The 21,505-nt window shown below is 43.1% G+C and carries 22 protein-coding genes; 12 read left to right on the forward strand and 10 right to left on the reverse strand.

Translation table 11 applies throughout. The features are described from left to right. The first annotated feature begins 12 nt into the window (after positions 1–12). The 8 genes from EJF25_RS18480 (at position 13) to EJF25_RS18515 (ending at position 7,803) form a co-directional block, all read left to right on the forward strand. Positions 13–1,557, forward strand: a complete 1,545-nt coding sequence (locus EJF25_RS18480) for a peptide MFS transporter (RefSeq protein WP_125042311.1) — start codon at positions 13–15, stop codon at positions 1,555–1,557. A gap of 40 nt (positions 1,558–1,597) precedes the next feature. Beyond that, positions 1,598–2,134 carry a hypoxanthine phosphoribosyltransferase gene (gene hpt / locus EJF25_RS18485; RefSeq protein ID WP_125042312.1) on the forward strand — a complete coding sequence of 179 codons (537 nt, stop codon included), beginning with the start codon at positions 1,598–1,600 and terminating at the stop codon, positions 2,132–2,134. Between the two features lie 33 nt (positions 2,135–2,167). Continuing rightward, positions 2,168–2,737, forward strand: a complete 570-nt coding sequence (locus EJF25_RS18490) for an adenylate kinase (protein ID WP_125042313.1) — start codon at positions 2,168–2,170, stop codon at positions 2,735–2,737. Between the two features lie 20 nt (positions 2,738–2,757). Continuing rightward, positions 2,758–3,918, forward strand: coding sequence for a GTPase ObgE (gene obgE / locus EJF25_RS18495; RefSeq protein ID WP_125042314.1), 1,161 nt, complete (start codon positions 2,758–2,760; stop codon positions 3,916–3,918). Further along, the gene (gene pgeF, locus EJF25_RS18500; protein WP_125042315.1) at positions 3,915–4,727 is read left to right on the forward strand and encodes a peptidoglycan editing factor PgeF; all 813 of its coding nucleotides are present in this window, start codon (positions 3,915–3,917) and stop codon (positions 4,725–4,727) included. Before obgE ends, pgeF begins: the two co-directional genes overlap by 4 nt. A gap of 28 nt (positions 4,728–4,755) precedes the next feature. Further along, positions 4,756–5,418 carry a B3/B4 domain-containing protein gene (locus EJF25_RS18505; protein WP_125042316.1) on the forward strand — a complete coding sequence of 221 codons (663 nt, stop codon included), beginning with the start codon at positions 4,756–4,758 and terminating at the stop codon, positions 5,416–5,418. 16 nt (positions 5,419–5,434) lie between these two features. Continuing rightward, positions 5,435–6,070: a M23 family metallopeptidase gene (locus tag EJF25_RS18510; RefSeq protein ID WP_125042317.1), complete on the forward strand. Its 636-nt coding sequence runs from the start codon at positions 5,435–5,437 to the stop codon at positions 6,068–6,070. Positions 6,071–6,573: 503 nt separating this feature from the next. After that, on the forward strand, positions 6,574–7,803 hold the full coding sequence (locus EJF25_RS18515; protein ID WP_004311878.1) for a site-specific integrase: 1,230 nt from the start codon (positions 6,574–6,576) through the stop codon (positions 7,801–7,803). 65 nt (positions 7,804–7,868) lie between these two features. On the opposite strand, the gene EJF25_RS18520 is transcribed toward EJF25_RS18515, so the two are convergent. Continuing rightward, entirely contained in the window at positions 7,869–8,180 is a 312-nt protein-coding gene (locus tag EJF25_RS18520; protein ID WP_004311879.1) for a helix-turn-helix domain-containing protein, read from the reverse strand. A gap of 5 nt (positions 8,181–8,185) precedes the next feature. Further along, positions 8,186–8,353 carry a helix-turn-helix domain-containing protein gene (locus EJF25_RS18525; protein ID WP_008771129.1) on the reverse strand — a complete coding sequence of 56 codons (168 nt, stop codon included), beginning with the start codon at positions 8,351–8,353 and terminating at the stop codon, positions 8,186–8,188. Positions 8,354–9,011: 658 nt separating this feature from the next. Between EJF25_RS18525 and EJF25_RS18535 the strand changes: the two genes are divergently transcribed. Then, positions 9,012–9,419: a dihydrofolate reductase family protein gene (locus tag EJF25_RS18535; RefSeq protein ID WP_182423308.1), complete on the forward strand. Its 408-nt coding sequence runs from the start codon at positions 9,012–9,014 to the stop codon at positions 9,417–9,419. 34 nt (positions 9,420–9,453) lie between these two features. On the opposite strand, the gene EJF25_RS18540 is transcribed toward EJF25_RS18535, so the two are convergent. From EJF25_RS18540 to EJF25_RS18565, 6 genes are all read right to left on the reverse strand, one after another. Then, positions 9,454–9,672, reverse strand: a complete 219-nt coding sequence (locus tag EJF25_RS18540; protein ID WP_004318621.1) for a hypothetical protein — start codon at positions 9,670–9,672, stop codon at positions 9,454–9,456. A gap of 11 nt (positions 9,673–9,683) precedes the next feature. After that, complete coding sequence (locus EJF25_RS18545; RefSeq protein WP_005680137.1) at positions 9,684–11,576, reverse strand: type IA DNA topoisomerase; 1,893 nt, start codon at positions 11,574–11,576, stop codon at positions 9,684–9,686. 209 nt (positions 11,577–11,785) lie between these two features. Continuing rightward, on the reverse strand, positions 11,786–12,658 hold the full coding sequence (locus EJF25_RS18550; protein ID WP_004318625.1) for a hypothetical protein: 873 nt from the start codon (positions 12,656–12,658) through the stop codon (positions 11,786–11,788). Beyond that, positions 12,658–13,860: a DUF6047 family protein gene (locus EJF25_RS18555; protein ID WP_004315703.1), complete on the reverse strand. Its 1,203-nt coding sequence runs from the start codon at positions 13,858–13,860 to the stop codon at positions 12,658–12,660. Before EJF25_RS18555 ends, EJF25_RS18550 begins: the two co-directional genes overlap by 1 nt. Positions 13,861–13,871: 11 nt before the next feature. Beyond that, on the reverse strand, positions 13,872–15,638 hold the full coding sequence (locus EJF25_RS18560) for a DUF6047 family protein (RefSeq protein WP_004311887.1): 1,767 nt from the start codon (positions 15,636–15,638) through the stop codon (positions 13,872–13,874). 20 nt (positions 15,639–15,658) lie between these two features. Next, entirely contained in the window at positions 15,659–16,729 is a 1,071-nt protein-coding gene (locus EJF25_RS18565) for a DUF6047 family protein (RefSeq protein WP_004311888.1), read from the reverse strand. 286 nt (positions 16,730–17,015) lie between these two features. Between EJF25_RS18565 and EJF25_RS18575 the strand changes: the two genes are divergently transcribed. Genes EJF25_RS18575 through EJF25_RS18585 form a run of 3 tightly spaced genes read left to right on the forward strand, consistent with a single transcriptional unit; the run spans position 17,016 to position 19,060 of the window. Beyond that, a complete protein-coding gene (locus EJF25_RS18575; RefSeq protein ID WP_125042318.1) occupies positions 17,016–17,822 on the forward strand; it encodes a KilA-N domain-containing protein in 807 nt (268 codons plus the stop codon). Positions 17,823–17,828: 6 nt separating this feature from the next. After that, positions 17,829–18,266, forward strand: a complete 438-nt coding sequence (locus EJF25_RS18580) for a DUF2867 domain-containing protein (RefSeq protein WP_117943556.1) — start codon at positions 17,829–17,831, stop codon at positions 18,264–18,266. 32 nt (positions 18,267–18,298) lie between these two features. Continuing rightward, positions 18,299–19,060, forward strand: a complete 762-nt coding sequence (locus EJF25_RS18585; RefSeq protein WP_117943558.1) for a class I SAM-dependent methyltransferase — start codon at positions 18,299–18,301, stop codon at positions 19,058–19,060. A gap of 97 nt (positions 19,061–19,157) precedes the next feature. Here EJF25_RS18585 and mobV read toward each other — a convergent pair whose 3' ends face one another. Beyond that, the gene (mobV, locus tag EJF25_RS18590; RefSeq protein ID WP_125042319.1) at positions 19,158–20,525 is read right to left on the reverse strand and encodes a MobV family relaxase; all 1,368 of its coding nucleotides are present in this window, start codon (positions 20,523–20,525) and stop codon (positions 19,158–19,160) included. Between the two features lie 591 nt (positions 20,526–21,116). Next, entirely contained in the window at positions 21,117–21,503 is a 387-nt protein-coding gene (locus EJF25_RS18600; protein ID WP_057258948.1) for a hypothetical protein, read from the reverse strand. Positions 21,504–21,505: the final 2 nt, after the last annotated feature.

Here is a 21,505-nt window from a genome sequence, read left to right on the forward strand (position 1 = left end):
ACATTTATATTTATGAGTGCATTGAAAGGGCATCCGAAAGGTCTTTATCTTATTTTTGCAACAAGCACGGCAGAACGTTTCAGTTATTACGGTATGCGTGCCATTTTCATTCTTTTCCTGACACAAGCTTTAATGTTTGATAAAGAAGCTGCGGCATCGATTTATGGCAGCTATACCGGATTAGTTTATCTGACTCCCTTGATCGGTGGTTATATTGCCGATAAATATTGGGGAATTCGTCGTTCGGTATTCTGGGGAGCAGTGATGATGGCAGTCGGACAATTCATGATGTTTATGAGTGCCTCTACATTGGATAATACTCAACTCGCACATTGGCTAATGTATGGAGGGCTTGGCTTCCTTATATTAGGTAATGGTTGTTTTAAGCCTACCGTTTCTTCCCTTGTCGGACAACTTTATGAACCGGGAGATAAACGTCTCGATACTGCTTATACTATCTTTTATATGGGAGTAAACGTCGGTTCTTTTGCTGCCCCTTTAATCTGCGGATATTTGGGAGAAACCGGAAACCCACAGGATTTTAAATGGGGATTTCTTGCATCCGGTATTATGACACTATTCACAGTAATCCTTTTTGAAACTCAGAAGAACAAATATCTTTTCAATCCTTCCGGAGAACCTATTGGTATTATTCCTGACGCAAAACGTGAAAAGAAAGAAGATAAAGCCGAGCACATCCTACACCCGAAGATGAATTCGGCAACCAAGTGGCGTAATGGTATTATCATCACTCTGCTGACAGCCGTTCTATTAGTTTGCTTCAGCTATGCTTTTAGCGGAGATTGGGTAAGTATCGGTATTTTTACCGCTTGTATTGTATTCCCTATTCTTATTCTGTTGGATGGCTCATTGACGAAAGTTGAACGCAGTCGTATTTTTGTGATTTATATTGTAGCTTTCTTTGTTATATTCTTTTGGGCTGCCTACGAACAGGCCGGTGCTTCTCTGACACTTTTTGCAGCTGAACAAACCAATCGTGATATTTTAGGTTGGGAAATGCCGGCTTCCTGGTTCCAATCCTTCAATCCGCTTTTTGTTGTATTGTTGGCTTATATTATGCCGGAAATATGGAATTTTCTGAATAAGCGCAAAATGGAACCGTCTTCTCCGACCAAACAAGCGATCGGCTTACTTCTCCTTTCATTGGGATATCTTTTTATTTGCTTTGGAGTGAAAGATGCGATTCCCGGTGTGAAAGTTAGTATGTTTTGGCTGACAGGTCTTTATTTTATTCACACAATGGGTGAACTGGCATTGTCTCCTATAGGGCTTTCGATGGTCAATCGACTCAGCCCGTTGCGCTTTGCTTCCCTGATGATGGGTATCTGGTATCTTTCTACAGCCACAGCCAATAAGTTTGCAGGTATGCTGGGCGGACTTTATCCCGAAGATGGAAAGGTAAAATCAATTCTTGGTTTTCAGATTGCCAGCATGTACGATTTCTTTATGATGTTCGTAGTAATGTCTGGTGTTGCTTCCCTGATTCTGTTCCTCCTTTCGAAGAAATTACAGAAGATGATGCATGGAGTGGAATAAAAATTGTACTTTTGCCTCAAATTTTTTAAAATAACCGGTTATGAATACCATTCAGATAAAAGATAAACAATTTGCTGTTTCTATTAAAGAACAGGATATTCAGAAAGAAGTGATTCGGGTAGCGAACGAAATTAATCGTGATTTGGCTGGTAAGAATCCGCTCTTCCTTAGTGTGTTGAACGGTTCGTTTATGTTTACTGCCGACTTGCTGAAACATATCACAATCCCTTGCGAAATTTCGTTTGTTAAGCTGGCTTCTTATCAAGGAGTGACTTCTACGGGAAAGATAAAAGAAGTAATAGGTCTGAATGAAGATATTGCCGGACGTACGGTCGTTATAGTGGAAGATATTGTAGATACGGGATTTACTATGCAACGATTGCTGGAAACATTGGGGACACGTAATCCCGAAGCCATTCACATCGCTTCTCTGTTGGTAAAGCCGGATAAACTGAAAGTAGATCTGAATATTGAATATGTAGCGATGGAAATACCTAACGACTTTATCGTGGGCTACGGATTGGATTATGACGGTTTCGGGCGTAATTATCCCGATATTTATACTGTGATAGATTAAAATCAAATACAAATTAAATTTTAGGTAGAAAAGATGTTGAACATTGTAATTTTCGGTGCTCCGGGTTCTGGAAAAGGAACACAGAGCGAGCGTATTGTAGAGAAGTATGGTATTAATCACATCTCAACAGGAGATGTATTGCGTGCAGAAATTAAGAATGGTACGGAACTGGGCAAAACTGCTAAAGGCTATATCGATCAGGGTCAATTGATTCCTGACGAATTGATGATTGATATTCTGGCAAGCGTATTTGATGGTTTTAAAGATAGTAAAGGTGTAATTTTCGACGGTTTTCCAAGAACAATTGCACAGGCAGAAGCATTGAAGAAGATGTTAGCTGAAAGAGGACAGGATGTTTCTGTTATGTTGGACTTGGAAGTTCCGGAAGATGAACTGATGACTCGTCTGATAAAACGTGGAAAAGACTCCGGTCGTGCTGACGACAACGAAGAAACAATTAAGAAACGTCTGACTGTTTATCATTCACAAACTGCTCCGCTGATCGATTGGTATAAAGGAGAAAAAAAATATCAGCACATCAACGGTTTAGGTACGATGGATGGTATTTTTGCTGATATCTGCAAAGTAGTAGATAGCATTTAATTAAAAGGAATAGAAAGAATATGGCTGAATCGAATTTTGTTGATTACGTAAAGATATACTGTCGCTCCGGTAAGGGCGGAAGAGGCTCTACGCACATGAGGCGCGAGAAATATTGTCCTAACGGAGGTCCCGACGGGGGCGATGGCGGAAGAGGAGGTCATATCATCTTGCGCGGTAACCGTAACTATTGGACATTGCTTCACTTGAAGTTCGACCGTCATGCAATGGCGGGACATGGCGAATCGGGAAGTAAGAACCGTAGTTTCGGAAAAGACGGTGCAGATAAAGTAATTGAGGTTCCCTGTGGGACGGTCGTTTATAATGCCGAAACCGGGGAATACCTTTGCGATGTGACGGAAGATGGACAAGAAGTGATTCTTCTGAAAGGTGGAAGAGGTGGCCAGGGTAACTCTCATTTCAAGACAGCTACCCGTCAGGCTCCACGTTTTGCACAGCCGGGGGAACCGATGCAGGAAATGACTGTTATCATGGAGTTGAAACTTCTTGCTGACGTCGGCTTGGTAGGATTCCCGAATGCGGGAAAGTCTACGCTTCTTTCTGCTATTTCTGCGGCGAAACCGAAGATTGCGGATTATCCGTTTACTACACTCGAACCTAATCTGGGTATTGTTTCCTATCGTGACGGAAAGTCATTCGTTATGGCGGATATACCCGGAATTATCGAAGGCGCTAGTCAGGGTAAAGGATTAGGATTGCGTTTCCTGCGTCATATCGAACGTAACTCATTGCTTTTGTTTATGGTTCCTGCAGATAGTGATGATATTCGCAAAGAATATGAAGTATTGCTGAACGAACTGGCTACTTTCAATCCTGAAATGCTCGACAAGCAGCGGGTGCTTGCTATTACAAAGAGTGATATGCTCGATCAGGAATTGATGGATGAGATAGAACCGACGTTGCCCGAAGGCATTCCTCATGTATTTATATCTTCTGTTTCCGGCTTAGGAATTTCCGTATTGAAGGATATTCTTTGGGAGGAACTGAATAAGGAGAGCAATAAGATAGAAGCAATTGTTCATCGTCCGAAAGATGTAACTAAATTGCAACAAGAACTCAAGGACATGGGCGAGGATGAAGATCTTGACTATGAATATGAGGAAGAGTTGGAAGAGGACGAAGACGATTTGGATTACGAATACGAAGACGGGGAAGAAAAATGATCGCAATTACAAAAGATGAAAGATTGTTGGGATATGAGTTATTAAACTCTTATTCCAACATTTCTCATTTTGTGACTACACGTCGTAAAGGGTGTAGTAAAGGAAAATATGGTGCATTTAATTGTTCGCCTTATACGGAGGACAAGTCAAAGAATGTTTTGTTGAATCAATTCAATTTGTTGCAAAGCATAAAACATCCTGTAAAAGACTTAATCATTCCGCAACAGGTTCATAATGACGCTAGTCTGGTGATCGATGATTACTACTTCGAACTTCCGTTGTTTATGAGACGGGTAGTATTGGAAGGTATCGATGCATTGATAACTGCCAAGCCGGGGTATTGTATTTGTGTCTCAACGGCCGATTGTGTGCCGGTATTACTTTATGATAAAAAACTTCAGGTAGTGGCTGCTGTTCATGCCGGATGGAAAGGGACTGTGAAACATATTGTTCAAGGAGTACTGTACCACATGAATCAAAAGTTCGGAACCCAAGGAGAGGATGTCATTGCTTGTATTGGTCCCAGTATTTCACTCGAATCGTTTGAAGTAGGGGAGGAAGTGTTTGAAGCATTTCGTAAGGAAGATTTTGATATGTCACGCATCTCTCTGTGGAAAGAGGAAACGAAAAAACATCATATTGATTTATGGGAAGCAAATCGGATTGAATTGTTGAATTCCGGAGTTCCTGCAAATCAAATTGAGGTATCGGGTATATGTACCTATAAGAATCACGAAGATTTCTTCTCGGCACGCAGGCTGGGAATTAATTCCGGTCGTATGTTGTCGGGGATTATGATCAATGATTGAGTTTATGCTGTTTTGAAATGTATCTACTATGTTTGAACTAAAAGTATCTCAGGAAATAAGACAAGCTTGTCCGGTGTTTGCCGGAGCTGCTGTATATGCGGCAGTCAAAAATTCGACGTACAGTGAAGGGCTTTGGAATGAAATTAATGAATTTACCAGAGAGCTGACTACTACTACACAGATAGATGATATCAAACTTCAACCTGTAATTGCTGCTACTCGTGAGGCATATAAGCGTTGTGGAAAAGATCCCGGTCGGTATCGCCCTTCGGCAGAAGCCTTACGTCGTCGTTTGATGCGCGGGATTCCTTTATATCAGATTGATACATTGGTTGATCTTATCAACTTGGTATCTCTTCGTACGGGACATTCTATAGGTGGCTTTGATGCGGATAAAATACAGGGAAATCAACTGGAACTGGGAATTGGTAAGGCTAATGAACCATTCGAAGGTATCGGACGAGGTGTGTTGAATATCGAAGGATTACCGGTTTATCGGGATGCGGTCGGTGGAATAGGTACGCCTACCAGTGATAATGAGAGAACTAAAATGGATATCGGTACGACTCATATTCTTGCTATTGTCAATGGTTATAATGGAAAAGAAGGATTGAGAGAAGCTGTTGAAATGATTCAGTCTTTATTGCAGAAATACACAGACTCGGTAGGAGGAGAAATCGTCTATTTTTAATAAAAGAAGAACAACCATGAAAAACATCACCTTATTAATCGCTATCTTATTTTCTATCTCTATACAGGCACAAGATAAGCCATCTTTCTCTTCGATGGAAGTGAACCATATCCGCGTAGTTACTCCGGGACTTTTTTCGCAAAACAAAAGTATTTATTTGCATTTGGATTCTTTGAAAGAAAAGGGCTATGCTTTCCCATTGCCGGGAGGTAAAGTAATTTCTGCTTATGGTGCTCGTAAAGGACATTCGGGTGCAGATATCAAGACATGTGCTAAAGATACGATCCGTTGTGCTTTCGACGGAGTAGTGCGTATGTCGAAACCTTATAGTGCTTATGGAAATGTGGTAGTGGTCCGTCATGCTAACGGACTGGAAACTATCTACAGCCATAATTTCCAGAATTTAGTTCATAGCGGAGATAAAGTAAAAGCAGGGCAGCCTATCGGTCTGACCGGTCGTACCGGGCGGGCAACTACGGAACATCTGCATTTTGAAACCCGTATCAATGGACAGCATTTCAATCCGAATATAATTTTTAATCTGAAAGATGGTACATTACGGAAGGGGTCTATCAAATGCACAAAAAACGGAAATGGAATTATTGTGAAACAAAACCAGGACAATAATTGTATTGCTCAGAACAAAAAATAGCCTCCTGTAAAAAAACAGCATTTTCTCTATCAACCTATCACCGGCATCCGGTATTCCCTTGTTCATCGGACATTCAAGTGGTGATAGGTTGAAAAAAGACCTATCACCACATCTATCACCTATCACCTGATTTATTAATAACATATTAGATTAATAAGGTTCGTTTTATTTCTTTTCCACATGTTGTTTCAAGCCTTTGAACACATTGTTCTGAGTCTTTGAACACATTGTTTCATATGGGGAAACAAAGTGTTTTTTCAAGATGCGCAAATATAGTGCAAACCTATTAAAATTCAAATAGTTATAAAACTAATGTTTTAATCGGATGTGGTGAATAAAGCTAAATAGAGCATATTTGGGAGTGAGTTATGTTACTTATCTGTTACCTCTTCCAATTTGCCTACTAATCGGATATAAGGCATTAGTTTTCAATATATTGCATTATTCTTCATAACTTCAAATACCTCAACAGTAATTAAATTTGTAACTAAAAAAGTTGAGTTATGAGAAGTACATTCAGAGTGTTGTTTTACACTAAAAATCAATCGATTAAGAATGGTAAAGTACCTGTAATGGGACGTATTACCATCAACAAGACCACAGCTTGCTTTAGCTGTAAGAAGGAGGTGTCTATTTCTTTATGGGACGCCAAAGCTAATAGGGCTAAAGGGAAATCCGAAGAAGCTAGAATGTTAAACCAGGAACTTGATAATGCCAAAGCCCAAATTGCCAAGCATTACCAATACATATGCGATCATGACAGTTTTGTCACAGCCAAGAAAGTCTATAGCCGCTATGTCGGTTTTAAAGAAGATTCCCACACCCTTATGGAGCTTTTCAGGGAACAGCTTGAGTCATACAAGGAGAAAGTAGGCAAGGAAAAGGCAAAAAGCACCTATCTTGGTTTAGTAGCCGATTATAAGAGCGCATTGCTTTTTTTGAAAGACAAAAAGAATGTTGAGGACATTGCACTTGATGAACTTGACAAAGATTTTATTGAAGACTATTATAATTGGATGTTGGGCACATGCGGCTCGGCCAGTTCTACAGCATTCGGACGTGTTAATACCATGAAATGGCTAATGCATATCGCTCAAGAGAAAGGTTTAATAAAAGTTCATCCCTTCACGGGTTTTGGATGTAAGCCGGGATATAAAAGACGTTCATTTCTCTCTGAAGAAGAACTGCAGAGGCTTATACATGTAGAATTGAGGTATAAACGTCAGCAGGCTATGCGTGACATGCTACTTTTCATGTGCTTCACAGGCCTCGCCTTCGCAGATCTGAAAGCAATTACTTATAAGAATATCCATACAGATTCTGATGGTGGCACATGGCTCATGGGAAACCGTATAAAAACAGGCGTAGCATACGTCGTGAAATTATTACCTATAGCAATTGAACTTGTAGAAAAGTATAAGGGTGATAACAAAAAGAAAGATTCTCCTGATTGCGTTTTCCCCGTCGGTGATTATGAAACCATGAAAAGTAGTTTTAAGGTTTTAGGGAAAAAGTGTGATTGTAATGTAAATATCACCCCTCATATCGGGAGACATACCTTTGCAGTTTTGGCTATATTGAAAGGCATGCCGTTAGAAACTTTGCAAAAAGTATTAGGACACAAATCGATTCTTTCCACACAAGTCTATGCTGAACTGATCAATCCGAAGGTTGGGGAAGATACGGATAGGATGTGCGACAAGATTGGTTCCGTGTATCGCTTGGCCAATTAGAATAAGTATGAAAAAACACCCTTCAGCAAATGTTGAAGGGTGTTTTTCGTATTCAGGCAGGTTGCTTATTTCAAGTAACGCCTGAAATCTTTATAGTTCTTTTTTAGTACCTCGTATAGCCCGCTTTCCGGATAGAGCAGTTTACCCCCGACAGAGGTAATTGAGGTATAAGGTATTGCCTTTTCATCCCGTAGTGTTTGTAATGTACGCTTGGAAACATGAAGCATCCGGCATACCTCATCTCCACTCAGATAATGTTCGTCTGCAATCGTCGGACGTATCCGTGCCGCAGCAGCCTCCAGATTTTTTCCTGTCCGTTTGATCCATCCGGTAAGTTCCTTGAACTCTTCCGAATCTTTAGTGATAATGTCTGCCATACTCTTTATTTTCTTTTTTTGATTAGTCCTTCCTCCAGAATTTGCTGGATGTCCACTTCTTTATAAAAGAATTTTCCACCGATATTAGAATAAGGAATCAGCCCGTTATCCCGGTAAGTCTGCAGTGCCCTTTTGGAAATATTGAGAGCCAGGCACACATCCTGCGCATCCAGTCACTTGTCCGGTGTTACGGGGGCTATTTTCTTTTGAAAGTCCATCATTTGCACGGACAGCATACTTAGTTGTTTCTTCAAGTCCTGATAAGCACTTGTTTCGATAATTGTCAGTTCCATGATTTATAAATTAAATTGTGAATAATGAAATTGGGTGCAAGATAAAGGGAATATTACTATAAATCAATCGTTTAGTTTCCAGTGTCGTTAATAGTCATTAATAGTCATTTTTTGTCAGCGTAGCTTTTCTTATACTTTTTATTTAACGGGGGAGTCGTGAAATCCGACATCCCTTATACAAATGGTAACTCTTTCATCTTTTTTCCTTTTTTGCCCTGCCACATTTCTTTATGATATGGATTTCTTCGGAGAAATCAGAAATATGAGTATCTTTGGAACGAAATATAGATTTAAATGGCAGGCAATAGCCTTCCAATTAGATATAGACATAACATTCGCAGAATGTCTCAAGACGGAAATCTGGTAAATTTCAATGAATAGAGGCTTTTTGTGTATTGCTTATGCTATGCTTTGTCATAGCGTGGCTTACACAGCTACTATTCATAGGTTTACCAGAACCTCCGTCTTGGAGTTGGGTAAGGCCACGCTTTCTCAAATACTTCTGCCGAATAATATTTATAGGTTAAATATTATACTTATGGCAAAACTCCAATTACTTGCAATCACTACTCTTGACGGATACCTCTTCGACAGGACTGTTTCTTCCCCTTTGTGGGATAATCCGAACAAATATGGCCTCACCAAAATACGGGAACGTGCTACACAGACTCTCGGGCCGGATGTATCTTTCATCTCATTGACACAATGGAAAAAGAAAAATGAAGATATTTATTTCATAGAAGCGGCTCCGGATACAATTTCCGTTATAAGCAGCATGTTCAGATACTGGTTGGTGGATGAAATCATCCTTTTTGTCGCACCGTATATCCAAGGGGACGGCATACGTCTGTTTACAGAAATTCCCGGTCCTTCCTCATGGGAAATGACCGGGAACAAATGTTTCAGATCCGGTATTTGCAGGCTGGCCTACAAACGGATTGAATAACCTGCAATTATCTTCTTATCCTGACTGACTTGGTTTAGACAGGCATCTTATATTTCTCCCAATATTTTCTTGCCTTGTCCGGTCCTATCCAGTTCCGTTGGTCATCGATTCCCCTGTCCGAGAGTTGTTTCCTGACCAGCTTCTGGATATCAATCTCCCCTTTGGCTATCTTGATCAGCAGTTCGGAAGCAATCGTATTCAGCATTAAGTCCGGATTCAGTTCATCCGGTATCTCTTCCATTTCTTTTTTCATAAGTCGCTTCTTTATTTTTTAGGTTTATTATCCTTGAAAGTCATCTCAATCCTGTAATTGTCATCCAGCTCGAGTGATGCCTCATACTTCTTTCCTTTCTTGCTGGTAAACTTCAGATATCCGGTACGTTTCCCCGATAGCAGCAGGAGCATCTGATTATCCGTCAGTTCCCTGCCGTTGAACGTTCTAAATAACAGGAACCCACAATTGGGATCGCTGCATTTGGCGACCTTGTTAAAGACGATAATCGTTTCTGCTCCGCATTTGGGGCAGTTACAATGTGGCAAGTCCGGATGGTTAAGTTTCAGGGCAAGCAGTTCCGAGGTGATTTGTTGGGTATAGGAATTGATGCTCTGAGTAAATGTTTCCGTGGAAACTTTGCCGGTTTCGATTTCATGCAAGGCGCATTCCCACCCTCCGGTCATGCTCACGTTGGCGATCATCTTCTCTTTTACAATATCATATACTTCCAGTCCTTTGGGAGTGGGAATCAGTGACCGTCCGTTTCTTTCCACGTAGTGTCTGGCAATGAGCAGTTCGATGATTCCGGCACGTGTAGCCGGTGTACCCAAGCCGGAATCCTCCATTGCCTCTTTTTCCTTTTCATCGTCCAATGTTCTGCCACAACCTTCCATCGCAGCAAGCAGGCTTGCCTCAGTGAATATGGGCTGCGGTTTGGTTTTCTTGACCAATGTATCAATACCGAGCACGGGCAATATTTCGTCTTCCTGAAATTCGGGCAGAAGACTTCCTTCTTCTTTCTCACTGGGTTCGTTATAGATGCCTCTCCACCCCGGAACTTTGATTTGGCTTCCTTTTATCCCGAAAAGAACGCCGTTACAGTCCGCTTGTACGGATACCGTTTCTTTCAGGCATTTGCCGGAGAAAGCCTCCAACATGCGTCCCGCGATCATGGAATAGATATTCTGCTCGTCAAGGGAAAGCCTCTGGGGATAGTTCTCCGTAATGATTAACGCATGATGGTCCGTCATCTTGCTATCGTCCACACAGTGCCGGTTTAAAGGCTGGTTACAGAGGTTTTCCGCATGCCATGTGAAACGGGGATGTTGCTTAAGCAGGCCGATGAGGGAAGGGACTTGTTCGAAGATGTCTTCTGTGATATAGCTACATCCGGTACGGGGATACGAAATGTAGCCTCCTTCATATAATTTTTGAGCAATGTTCAGCGTCTGTTCTGCGGTCAGTCCGAGTTTGGTATTGGCACTTCGTTGCAGGGCGGTCAGGTCATAAAGTAGCGGAGCTTCTTCTGGAACCTCTTTCTTCTCCACTTGCACCACTTTGGCTGTCGTCTCTTCATACACTTTTTTACGGTCCACATCGAGTTTTTCCGGTGTATCATATTTCCCGGTACAGGTTAAGACGAGTTCTTTCCCTGCTTTCGTTGTCCGTAGCTGTAGCAGATAATAGGGTTTGGCTATAAAATCCCTGTTGTCCAGATATCGACGGCAAATCATGCCAAGTGCCGGTGTCTGTACTCTTCCCAGAGAATAGTTACTCTTGCCTGCAGCCATGCTCAAAGACAGGCTGGCATTCATACCGACGACCCAATCTGATTCTCTCCTGGCTTTAGCGGCACGGTACAGGTTGTCAAACTCCTTACTTGATTTGAGGCTATCAAATCCTTCCCGTATCGATTTTTCTGTCATGGAAGATATCCACAAGCGTTTGGTTTCCTTATGATATCCCAGATATTCAAGCACATATCTCATAATTAACTCTCCTTCCCGCCCTGCATCAGTACAGGATATCACTTGATCAGCCTGACCCAACAGTTTACGGATTACTTCCAATTGTTTCAGAGCCGTCGGATCAGCCTTGTATCCATCTTCGGTTTTAATCTGACGGACAACCAGTTTGAACGGGTCGGGAATAATAGGCAGCATCTCCTTTTCCACATGGACAATGCCGTAGTCTTGAGGCAGGGCCAATGCCAACAGATGGCCGTAAGTTCATGTGACGGCATATCCGTTCCCACTCAAGTATCCTTCCTGTTTCTCCGTTACGCCCAGGACCCGGGCAATGCTGCGTGCCACCGAGGGCTTCTCACAAATACAAATTGTTTTCATGTTACTTTCTTTTTTAATATGAATGACTATTTAATTTTTACACTCTTGACCTTTGATTTTTCTTTCCGTACCCTTTTCTTCGGTTCTTTGGGAATGGAGAGCTTCTCTTTCTTTTCCGATACTTGTATGCTTTCCGTCAGATTCGGCAGGGGTATTTCCTTTGCCGGAAAACGGCTGATTAAATCCATTGAGATTCCTGACATTCCCGCATTCAGTTTCACCTGATCTGCCGGTTGGAGGTATTTCTCCCCGTTCTTTCCGGTTGCCAGTTCGTACATGACTGTTTCACGGCCCTGGAGGATTCCTTCGTAATTTTGGTAAGGAAGGTTTGATTCAGACAGTCCGTTCTGCTGAAGCATCCCACAAATCTCATCGGGTGGCAATCCTCCGAACTTCCGGTCAAAAGGAGAAGAAAGAATGTACTTGTATGTTGCCAGAAGCTGCTTTTCATGGCTCATATCGGGACATCCTTCATATTCCTGCAGTTGTTTGATTTTCTTTTCAATGCTGTTCAGAGCTTTGAAAGTATGTCTGTCCTTATTCTGAATAGGCATACTACCCATTCGGACCAGTTCCATCTGGATACGGTTCAGGCTGGACGTTTCCCATTTATTCAACAGATTACTGCGATTGCTCCGGTAATCATCCCGGAGGATAGCGATTGGATTTTTGGTACGAAAGAATAATCCGATCCGTTTTCCCCATGAGGGTTCGTGGAGGTTGGACGCGCTCCAGCGGATCGTGTTGAAACGGTAAGTATCCATGAATCTCCTGAAATGATTCCGGCTGGTAAACAGGTTTCTGAAAGTTTGCAGGAATGCTTTCCTTCCGGCAGCCCTGCGGCTACGTGGTATCTCTTTTTCGGGAATGAATGTATTATTTATCAGTTCCATATGCATTATAATTTGGGCTTCGCCTGCTTTTTAACGGAAGCGGTTTTTGTCTTGACCTTTTTCTTTTCATTGCCACAGGACAGTCCGGGCTTGTCTTGCGGTTTTTCGGCTGTTTGAGCTTCTCCTTTCTTAGAAACAACAACAGGCGGGCTTACCCGATGATAGTTCTTCCGGACTCCATCCCTGTTTAACAGTGTTTGCGCCAATGACCTGGCAGCATTTTGTAATTCATCCATCTTCTGCCGGAAAGGATAATCCCGGTACAATTCCTTTTGCCGGGTAATCTCACGGATACCTTTCTCCACAAACAAGAAATCCTTTTTATAGGCAAACGATTCGTCTGCCGGTAAATGGGCGTATCCTCTGGCTGCTATGTCCTGAAGTGTCATAATGTTCCGGTTACGGATAGAGAGTTCCAATGCGCCGGCTGTGACAAACCGGTTGAGATTTTCTCCCGTAGGATGCATGTCGAAAGTGACGGACGGCTTGTAATTCGCCAGAATTTCCATCCCGGCCTGCGGCATGGTGGTCTGATTCCCGTTGGAGAGTTCCAGCATCCGGCGGGAGACGGTTTCTATCCGGTAAATATTCAATGACTCCACATCCTGCAAAGAGCTTGAGTAGAAATTGTCCGCTGTCGATTGCAGGTAATCCCGAAACTTTATAGTCCCGGAAAGTCCGTCATTGAATACGCGGACACCTTGTTCCGTTTCAGCTATGGTGTAGAACTGTTTGGCTTGCTTTCCTGCCGCAATCTTCTCCATCGCATCTTCGTGTGCAATAAAGCACTTATAAGCTGGTGAGTAGTCCAGATCCCGGATATTCTCTGCCGTCAGTTCCCTTTGGCATGCTCTCAAATAAGCCGCTTTCCGTAAAGGTACGGAGTTGTTTTCAGTGATGCCTCCGTAAGAGGCGATGAAACTGAGGGCTTTCTCACTGTCTTTCGCCGGTAGTTCGCTGGTGAAAGGAATATCTTTAGCAGGTATTCCCTCAAAATGCAGCAATAAGTTATCCGGTATGGTTTTCTGATCCATAGCAATCCGGGCGGTCAGATCCATAAATACCTGAAAAGAGTCCTTATCCGTCGGAACATACGACACGACCATGACAGTCGAGACTTGATTATCCGGCTGTAACACAATAAACAGGCTCTTTAAATCCGCTTTAGCGGTGAATGTATCTTTTATTTTTTCCATCCATGCAGGCATGATAATCAGTTTTAGATGCGGGGATTATGTGACTTGTTCTGACGGGAAGCCGTCTTTCTCTTTTCCGAAGCCGCCGGTCCGGTCAGTTGCAACGGAGGACAGGTCAGTCTGTATCTCAGGCCAAGTATCTTGTCCGCGAGTTGCTGCTGCCTGTTTTGAATATTGTAGAATGCCTTTTCACTATATCCCTTTTTGGATTGCAGTTCGGACATTTCTTGATCCAGCGGTTTAAAATTTCCTTTGTGGGTGAACTCCTTATAGCTTTCATTAGTATTGAAATCAGCCGGTAATCCGTATTCCCGTATAAAGAGCAGGGTGAATATCTCGGCATTCTCCGGCGTTACCGAAAGCCGGTAATCTTCCGTAAACTGTTTGAATGCATGGTATGTCGGCTCTATGGGATAGCCGCCTTTCTTCAACAGCTCGGATTGCTCTATCGGATACAATGGCATTTTCGCCAGCTGCCCGTAGAAAGGATTGGACCGGAAAAGGTCCAGATGCTTCTGCATGTAATGCTCCGTGCTATGGTTCGGGCAGGAAATATAGAATTCTCTGATTCGTCCCAGAGCCTGTACTTCCGGAGTGAAGAAACGGTCAGCCAGATATTGCAGGTAACACTGTTTATAGATGGCTCCTTCATCCGTGGCGGGCAGGTAGACGGCTCCTTTGGGAGTCTGGAGGGAAATGATGGGGTCTATCTCTTTGTTTTGCAGGCTGTCCGGGATAAGCCCGTAATCACGTTTCAGGATATAGGCCGCCTGATCCCGGATCTGTGATTTGACCTTCTCCTGTCCGCCTTTATTTTCAGCCGGAATATTCTGCAGCGCATTGAACTGGGAGTTGAAAGAATTCTTGTGTATGAACGGAATCCTTCTGGTTGTATAGTCTATCCCATAGATTCCTGCGGTTTCCTGTAAGGATAGTAACCGGAGTATCTGGGCATTGGCAATACTGGGGAGCACGTTATAGGAGGAAGCAAACTTGTCATAGGCATCGAATGTCGGTTCTATGCGGTGGCTCCTGTCCAGCCGGGCATTCCGCAGGATAGTCGCATCCAGATATTGTGCTTTCTCCGGCAGAAAAGAGTTTGTATATAAGGAGAAGGCATTGGGAGATGCTTGGAATGCCTTTACCACTTCTGCGTCCGGACGGGTCAGCTTGTACAGGTTGACAAACTCCGGTTTCTCTTCGTCCGTAATGAAGAAACGGTCGGCCAGATGTTGCATATAGGCATGGCAGCATGTCTTTCCAAAGCCGGAATATTCGAACAGAAGCACTCCTTTGGCGGTTTCCACGGCGGTCAGGGTTTCCGACGGATCGTCGTGGAGAGTATCCTGTGCCAGCGCGAACCGTTTGGCTTCCGGCTGTACAAGCAGGTGGTCGGCAAGTCCGCTGGCTACCAGCATGGGCAGGCTTTTTTCTTCATCGTGAGAATGCAGGTATTCCAGTCCGCGCAATGAGACATTGCCCTGCATGCTTCCTCCGTTCCGGGTGATGAATTTTTGTACCAAGCTGTTATCCTTGTCAAAGAGCCGGATATCCGGGTAGCTTACTCCTGCCGGAAACTGGTAGCGGCACAGATAAAGATCCGGCAAGTGGCTTTGGACAAGGGACGGCTTGTACATTTCCCTTTGCCGCTGGAGGTATTCGGTGAATCGTTGATTCATCATCGATACTTCTTTCTCCGGCATCAGGTGCATCTCCAGTTGTCGGGGTTGCCCTTCCAAGTCCTGGGTAACAAAGAAAATCATAATGTTTGAAATCTCTTGCTTTTGCATACGATTGAAATTTAAAATAGTTACATGGTGATACTTCTACTCTTTTTCTTTTCCTGTTTGGGCGGTTCATAGCCCCGTACCGCATAGTCCGTCTGTAGGATTCTCTTTGCCGTATCCTTGATGGTCCGTTCAAGTGCATTTTTCAGCAGTGTGCCATCCTGCTTCCCCACATAAGACAGCCTGATCCGTTCATCCAGGGAGACAAAGCTGTTTTGATGGTTGAACCGGCTGTCTTTTTCCAAATTCCCGATTTGCCCGGTCTTGCAGATCCGGTCGAGTACGCCTATGTTATAATTCTTCTGGCTCTTGCCCAGATTCAACTTTTCGGCCAGTTGGTTATAACATTCCAAAGAGGGAGCCATGCTGCATTCTACCGCCGGGGTATAGTTGGCTATCATATTTGAATCCAGGAAATGAGCCTTTTGGGGAAGGTATATCTTTTTTAAGCCATGTTCAAACATGTTCGAACACTTTGACGCCTCTTTGATCAGATTGATATTGGAAGTGCTGAAATAATATATTTGCAGTTTATCCGCATCCCTGTAAACCGGCGAGAAGAAATTATCGCCAATATGCTGCAGGTATTTCTGCGCACACTGTATCCCCCTGCCGGTATCATTGAACATCAGGACTCCCTGGTTCGTATTTATTGCAGTAATCACCCTGTTGTAGATATCTTTTTCCTTTTCTTGATGGAATGCGCGGTAAGCGTTCAGTTGTTTTTTCAGCAGGGGATTGTCTTTGGCCTTTTGAAGCATTCTCTGGATGCTATCCACATTATGGATGCCATAAGGAGATGTATTCTCGTAAACGAAGGCGATATCCCGCAATGGGAAATGAGTTGCACAAGACAGTCCTCCGTTATGGGTCATGTCCTTGATGAACCTTTCAATGTTCCCCGGTTGTACAGCACCCTGATATGGTATTAAATAGACTTCTTCCTTAGGAATGTAGGAGCCTTTCAAGGCCAGTTCTGCCTGCCCGAAAAGAAATTTGCCGCCATCTGAATTGATGCCATAACGATTCTCTATGGTCTGGAAATGTTCAATCTGCCTGTTGCTGTTCAAATTGAAACCAATGTATGTACTCATATTATTTTAGATTTTTATCGGTTTGACTTAACCGATTGAAGAATAAACTTTTAGCGAATTGTTTGAGAAATAGAGGTAACGATTTAGCAACCGTGCGAATTTCAGCGTTTTGCGTTGCTATGCTGTCAAATAACTCTTTACGCATACAAAGGTATAATAATTATTCGGAAAATAATGCTTACTATCGAAAAAACTGCATCCTATCTTTGTAAATAGTCCATTAAAAAGGATGCAGTCTCGCAAATTATAGCGACCTTTGTAATTGAAACTCAATGCATCAATTACAATGGCAAAAATTACCGTTCAAAATACAGATATTAGCGTTGTCAAGTACAATGAAGAAGACTACATCAGCCTTACAGACATGGCAAGAAGCCAACTACAAGAGCATATTATCTTCCGTTGGCTTAGCCTTAAAAGCACTATCGAATATCTTGGTGAATGGGAAATGTTGTACAATCCCGATTTTAATTGTACCGAATTCGGTACAATTAAAAATGCGGCAGGAAGTAACAATTTTGTGCTTTCAGTGAAAACGTGGATAGAACGAACCAGTGCCATCGGTATTCGTTCTAAGGCTGGTCGCTACGGTGGCACATATGCACATCGGGATATAGCATATCATTTTGGTATGTGGATTTCTCCTAAATTCCAATTACTTCTTGTTAAGGAATATCAGCGGCTAAAGACAGAAGAACAAAGGCTGCTCGGTTGGTCAGCGAAACGTGAATTGTCAAAAATCAACTACCGCATACATACTGATGCCATAAAGCAAAATCTTATTCCGAAGGAAGTCACACCGATACAAGCAAGCATTATTTATGCCAATGAAGCCGACGTGCTGAACGTGGCAATGTTTGGTATGACAGCAAAACAATGGAGAGAAGCGAATCCCGAATTGAAAGGAAACATTCGTGATTATGCTACTATCAATGAACTTATCTGTTTGTCGAATATGGAGAATCTAAATGCTGTGTTTATCGAACAGAATATGGCACAACGTGAACGTCTTGTTAAGCTAAATCAAATAGCTATCCATCAAATGAGTATATTGGAAAGTGGTGATAATCAAAATCGCAAGCTGTTGAAATAAAGGATTATGAAAGACAATAAGAATTACGATTATACGGATGAATTTAGCGATATAATCCATACTGTAAGATTTATAAATGCGGCCGAGTTGTCCGGAGTATTCTTTTCTGCCCCCAAGTGGATAACCATTTTGATGAAATTTCGCAATGTCATGGTGAGACCTTTGGGATTGAAAAAAGGAAAAGATTTCTCGGATTTAGTACACATCGAATCCGAGAATATAGCAACGGTATGCAAAAATGATAAGCATCTTAATTTAGAAATTGTGTTTATAACCGAAAGCATGGAGCGTGATAGCCAACGCATATCTGTCAGCACAAAAGTCAGATTCCATAATAGCTTAGGAAAATGTTATTTTGCCACAATCAAACCGTTTCACAATTTAATTTGCAAGACACTCTTACAACGAACAAAAAACAATATTGAAAAATCTCTTTACAAATAAGCATTGTGATGTGTCAGCAATCAATAAAGAATATGAATACAGATTATAAAGTTGGTGATTTTATTTATAATGCAGATATTTATGATGGGTTGAATAATTCCCTGTCCGATTTGGAGTTTTACAAAAAATGGCTACCTCAAAATAAAGATGCCAAAATACTTGAACTCTGCTGTGGTACGGGTAGACTTACGATTCCAATAGCAAAGGATGGGTATAATATTAAGGGAGTTGATTATACTTTATCTATGCTTGAACGGGCAAAGGAGAAAGCATTTCAAGCTGGATTAAAAATAGATTTCATTGAAGCGGATATTAGAGAATTAAACTTGGGAGAAAAATTCGATCTTATTTTTATTCCGTTTAATTCAATCCATCATTTGTATAAAAATGAGGATTTATTTGATGCGTTGAAAGTCGTAAGAAATCACTTGAAAGAAAAAGGTTTGTTTTTATTGGACTGCTTCAATCCTAATATCCAATATATTGTTGAAAACGAGCGGGAGCAACATGTCATTGCCGAATATACAACCAAAGATAAAAGAAGAGTATTGATAAAACAAAGCATGCACTATGAAAACGCATCTCAAATTAATCGTATAAAGTGGCAATATTTTATTGACAATAAATTTCATTCAGTCCAAAATATGGACATGAGATTGTTCTTTCCCCAAGAGTTAGATTCATATCTCAAACAAATTGGATTTAATATTATCCACAAATTCGGGGATTTTACAGAGGGAGAATTTGATGACAATTCAGAGAAACAAATATACATTTTGGAACTTAAAAAGTAAGGACAAAATGATAAAATCATAGATGAAATACAACAAAAATACTGCTTACAATTTTTAAACAAACAGTATTTTTGTTGTTTTCGGTGAATATAAACGGTTATAACTTCATTCCTCTTCCTTTCCTTTGCGGCTGCATGGGGCGGTGTATGCTCTGCCTTAGCTTGTCGAACTGCTCCTTGAACCACTCGGCAATGGGCTTTCGGTCGATGACAAGAACTAATTTCGTCCCGTCCGTGGGGTCTTTTATCACTTGAACCCCAGCCTTTTCGGTCTTAAATTTCCGCTTGTGTTCCTCCGAGTAGAGTTCCCCTGCGTATTCCAACGGCTTTCCCTTGACAAGCGTTGCCGTCTGTCCATCACTGAACCCGATAAGGCGGCAGAGGTTTTCGATACGGAGCATTTCACGGAAATAGGGAAACCATGCCGCCGCCCTTGCGATTACCGTTTTCAGAAACGATATTTCCTCCTTGTGCTTCGCTTCCTTGTCCGCTATCTCCCTGCGGTGTTTCTGCTGTATCTCCGCCATTTGTCGGCTGTGGTCTGCCTGCATGGTCTGTATTCGGGTTTGCAGGGCTTCGATGGCTTCCCCGTGCGTGGCTACCTCCCGATGCAGGGCGGTGTTCTCCCTCTCCAGCGTCTTGACCTTGTTGCTGCCGAAAAGAGAACCGACACTCTCGGCGATGTTGGCGGCTGCGGTGGTTGCCGCCCCTTTCAGCTTCTCGGTCTGTATTTCTTTTTTCGCCCGTCTTAGTTCCTCCTGCGCCGTTTCTTTTTGCTGCTGCAAATCCACCACCTCCGCTTTCAGATTATCGGCGAGTTTCTGTATATCCCGATAATACTGCTGCGTGGACTTGTGGCGAGCCTTCGAGCCGTCTATGCCCCTTTGCAGCCCGTATTTCGCCATCGCTTCGGCATAGGTATCTTGGTAGGACTTCAATTTCAGCCGTGTCATAATATCGTCTGCGCACAGCCTCACGGTGTCGGTAGGCTTCTTGCGGTATCGCTTCTTTGTCTGTTCCTCCCTTTTCCTGCGCTTGCGCTCTCCCTTGACGATGGGGACGAGTGTAACGTGTATGTGCGGCGTTTCCTCGTCCCTATGCAGGTGCGCCGCCACGATGTTCTCCTTTCCGAACGTGTCGGCAAAGTATTTCAGATTGTCGGCGCACCACTCGTCCAAACGTCCCTCTTCCTCTATTCGCTTCATGTCCTCGTGCGTTCCCGACACGTTGATGCGGATTGCCCGTACTTGGTTGCTTCCGATTTTGCGTGTCAGCCCCACTTCTTCTAATCTCTGCTGTATAGCCGCCGAACGGTCTTTCACCCCGTCGGGGTATTCGATGAGCCTGCGGTTCAGATGGGTGCGTGTGGGGTCGGCGTTCTTCGGTATGATGAAACGCTCGATATGTGCGGTTGTTCCGCTGTCGCTGCCGTGCGCCTTTTCCATGTGTAAAACTACGAAACCCATATATTCTTCCTTTCTTTTTTGGCTTGTGAAACAATAAACTTGACTATCTTTGAGGGCGGCGAAATGCCGTCCTCAACGGGGTGTGCAGAGGGGCTTGCCCCTTGCCTTATTGGGGAATTTTCAGCGATACGTAGTATTGCGGCTCGGAAAATTCCCTAATAAGCTACGGTATTTTCTCCGTAAATACCCTGCGGCGTGCCGTCCGTCTGTCCGTCTGCCTTTCGGCGGTGGCTGTCCCTGCCGTCTGCTTACCCATATACCCCCACCTTATTTTTTCCCTTTCGGTCGGTGGGTGGCGGGGCGGTCGTTTCCGTTTTCAAAGGCTCTTTTGCACGGGGCGGTCGGATACAAGGTTTTCCCGATAAATACGCTCGCAGCAAAGCGAGAGGAAGATTTATCGGGAAACGGCGCAGCCGCCCGACCTTTTAGCCGACATAAAGCCCCGTGCTTGCTTTGCCTTTGTAAACGGGAATGATTGCTCCGCTTTGCTGTGTTCGGAAAATCGAATCTGCGTATCTGCACATAGTCGGTTATTAATGGATTGACTGACTTACAGATTCAATGATTCCAATACGACAGTACGACATGACTTCATGACGATATGACTGCTTGACTGCCGACATTCAGCGAAAGAAAAATCATGCTGTTCTCTTTTCGCCCGTGTATAATCCTTTCCAGCAACACTTTGCGGACTTTCGCCGCCCCGAATGATTCGATACGGAAAGCGAGGGCGGCTATCGTTTCGAGATTGTAAACCTCCGCGCTGTATCTGTCCGATATGCGGATAATGCGCCTTATGTCATATACGCTCAAAACTCCGCTTTTGCAGAGAGCCTTTATCCCAGCCCGAACCGTCGGGGCAATAACCCCGAACAGTTCGCAGATTTCCCACTCGGTCATGGCGGTTGCGCCTATATCGCTCGGCAGGGAGATATTGCCCTGCCCGTCCATCGTGATAATGTTCCTTTCTCCTTTCATCG

The sequence above is a fragment of the Bacteroides faecalis genome, assembly GCF_003865075.1.
GTDB classification, from domain to species: domain Bacteria; phylum Bacteroidota; class Bacteroidia; order Bacteroidales; family Bacteroidaceae; genus Bacteroides; species Bacteroides faecalis.

Bases quoted from the DNA above. Each gene is read 5' to 3' on its own strand.
- EJF25_RS18520 (WP_004311879.1), bottom strand. From the start codon at position 8,180: ATGGCAGACATTATCACTAAAGATTCGGAAGAGTTCAAGGAACTTACC.
- EJF25_RS18555 (WP_004315703.1), bottom strand. From the start codon at position 13,860: ATGCCTGCATGGATGGAAAAAATAAAAGATACATTCACCGCTAAAGCG.
- EJF25_RS18585 (WP_117943558.1), top strand. From the start codon at position 18,299: ATGAATACAGATTATAAAGTTGGTGATTTTATTTATAATGCAGATATT.
- EJF25_RS18560 (WP_004311887.1), bottom strand. From the start codon at position 15,638: ATGCAAAAGCAAGAGATTTCAAACATTATGATTTTCTTTGTTACCCAG.
- hpt (WP_125042312.1), top strand. From the start codon at position 1,598: ATGAATACCATTCAGATAAAAGATAAACAATTTGCTGTTTCTATTAAA.
- EJF25_RS18480 (WP_125042311.1), top strand. From the start codon at position 13: ATGAGTGCATTGAAAGGGCATCCGAAAGGTCTTTATCTTATTTTTGCA.
- EJF25_RS18540 (WP_004318621.1), bottom strand. From the start codon at position 9,672: ATGAAAAAAGAAATGGAAGAGATACCGGATGAACTGAATCCGGACTTA.
- EJF25_RS18600 (WP_057258948.1), bottom strand. From the start codon at position 21,503: ATGAAAGGAGAAAGGAACATTATCACGATGGACGGGCAGGGCAATATC.
- EJF25_RS18550 (WP_004318625.1), bottom strand. From the start codon at position 12,658: ATGCATATGGAACTGATAAATAATACATTCATTCCCGAAAAAGAGATA.
- obgE (WP_125042314.1), top strand. From the start codon at position 2,758: ATGGCTGAATCGAATTTTGTTGATTACGTAAAGATATACTGTCGCTCC.
- EJF25_RS18575 (WP_125042318.1), top strand. From the start codon at position 17,016: ATGGCAAAAATTACCGTTCAAAATACAGATATTAGCGTTGTCAAGTAC.
- EJF25_RS18515 (WP_004311878.1), top strand. From the start codon at position 6,574: ATGAGAAGTACATTCAGAGTGTTGTTTTACACTAAAAATCAATCGATT.
- EJF25_RS18535 (WP_182423308.1), top strand. From the start codon at position 9,012: ATGGCAAAACTCCAATTACTTGCAATCACTACTCTTGACGGATACCTC.
- mobV (WP_125042319.1), bottom strand. From the start codon at position 20,525: ATGGGTTTCGTAGTTTTACACATGGAAAAGGCGCACGGCAGCGACAGC.
- EJF25_RS18505 (WP_125042316.1), top strand. From the start codon at position 4,756: ATGTTTGAACTAAAAGTATCTCAGGAAATAAGACAAGCTTGTCCGGTG.
- EJF25_RS18490 (WP_125042313.1), top strand. From the start codon at position 2,168: ATGTTGAACATTGTAATTTTCGGTGCTCCGGGTTCTGGAAAAGGAACA.
- pgeF (WP_125042315.1), top strand. From the start codon at position 3,915: ATGATCGCAATTACAAAAGATGAAAGATTGTTGGGATATGAGTTATTA.
- EJF25_RS18545 (WP_005680137.1), bottom strand. From the start codon at position 11,576: ATGCTGCCTATTATTCCCGACCCGTTCAAACTGGTTGTCCGTCAGATT.
- EJF25_RS18510 (WP_125042317.1), top strand. From the start codon at position 5,435: ATGAAAAACATCACCTTATTAATCGCTATCTTATTTTCTATCTCTATA.
- EJF25_RS18580 (WP_117943556.1), top strand. From the start codon at position 17,829: ATGAAAGACAATAAGAATTACGATTATACGGATGAATTTAGCGATATA.
- EJF25_RS18565 (WP_004311888.1), bottom strand. From the start codon at position 16,729: ATGAGTACATACATTGGTTTCAATTTGAACAGCAACAGGCAGATTGAA.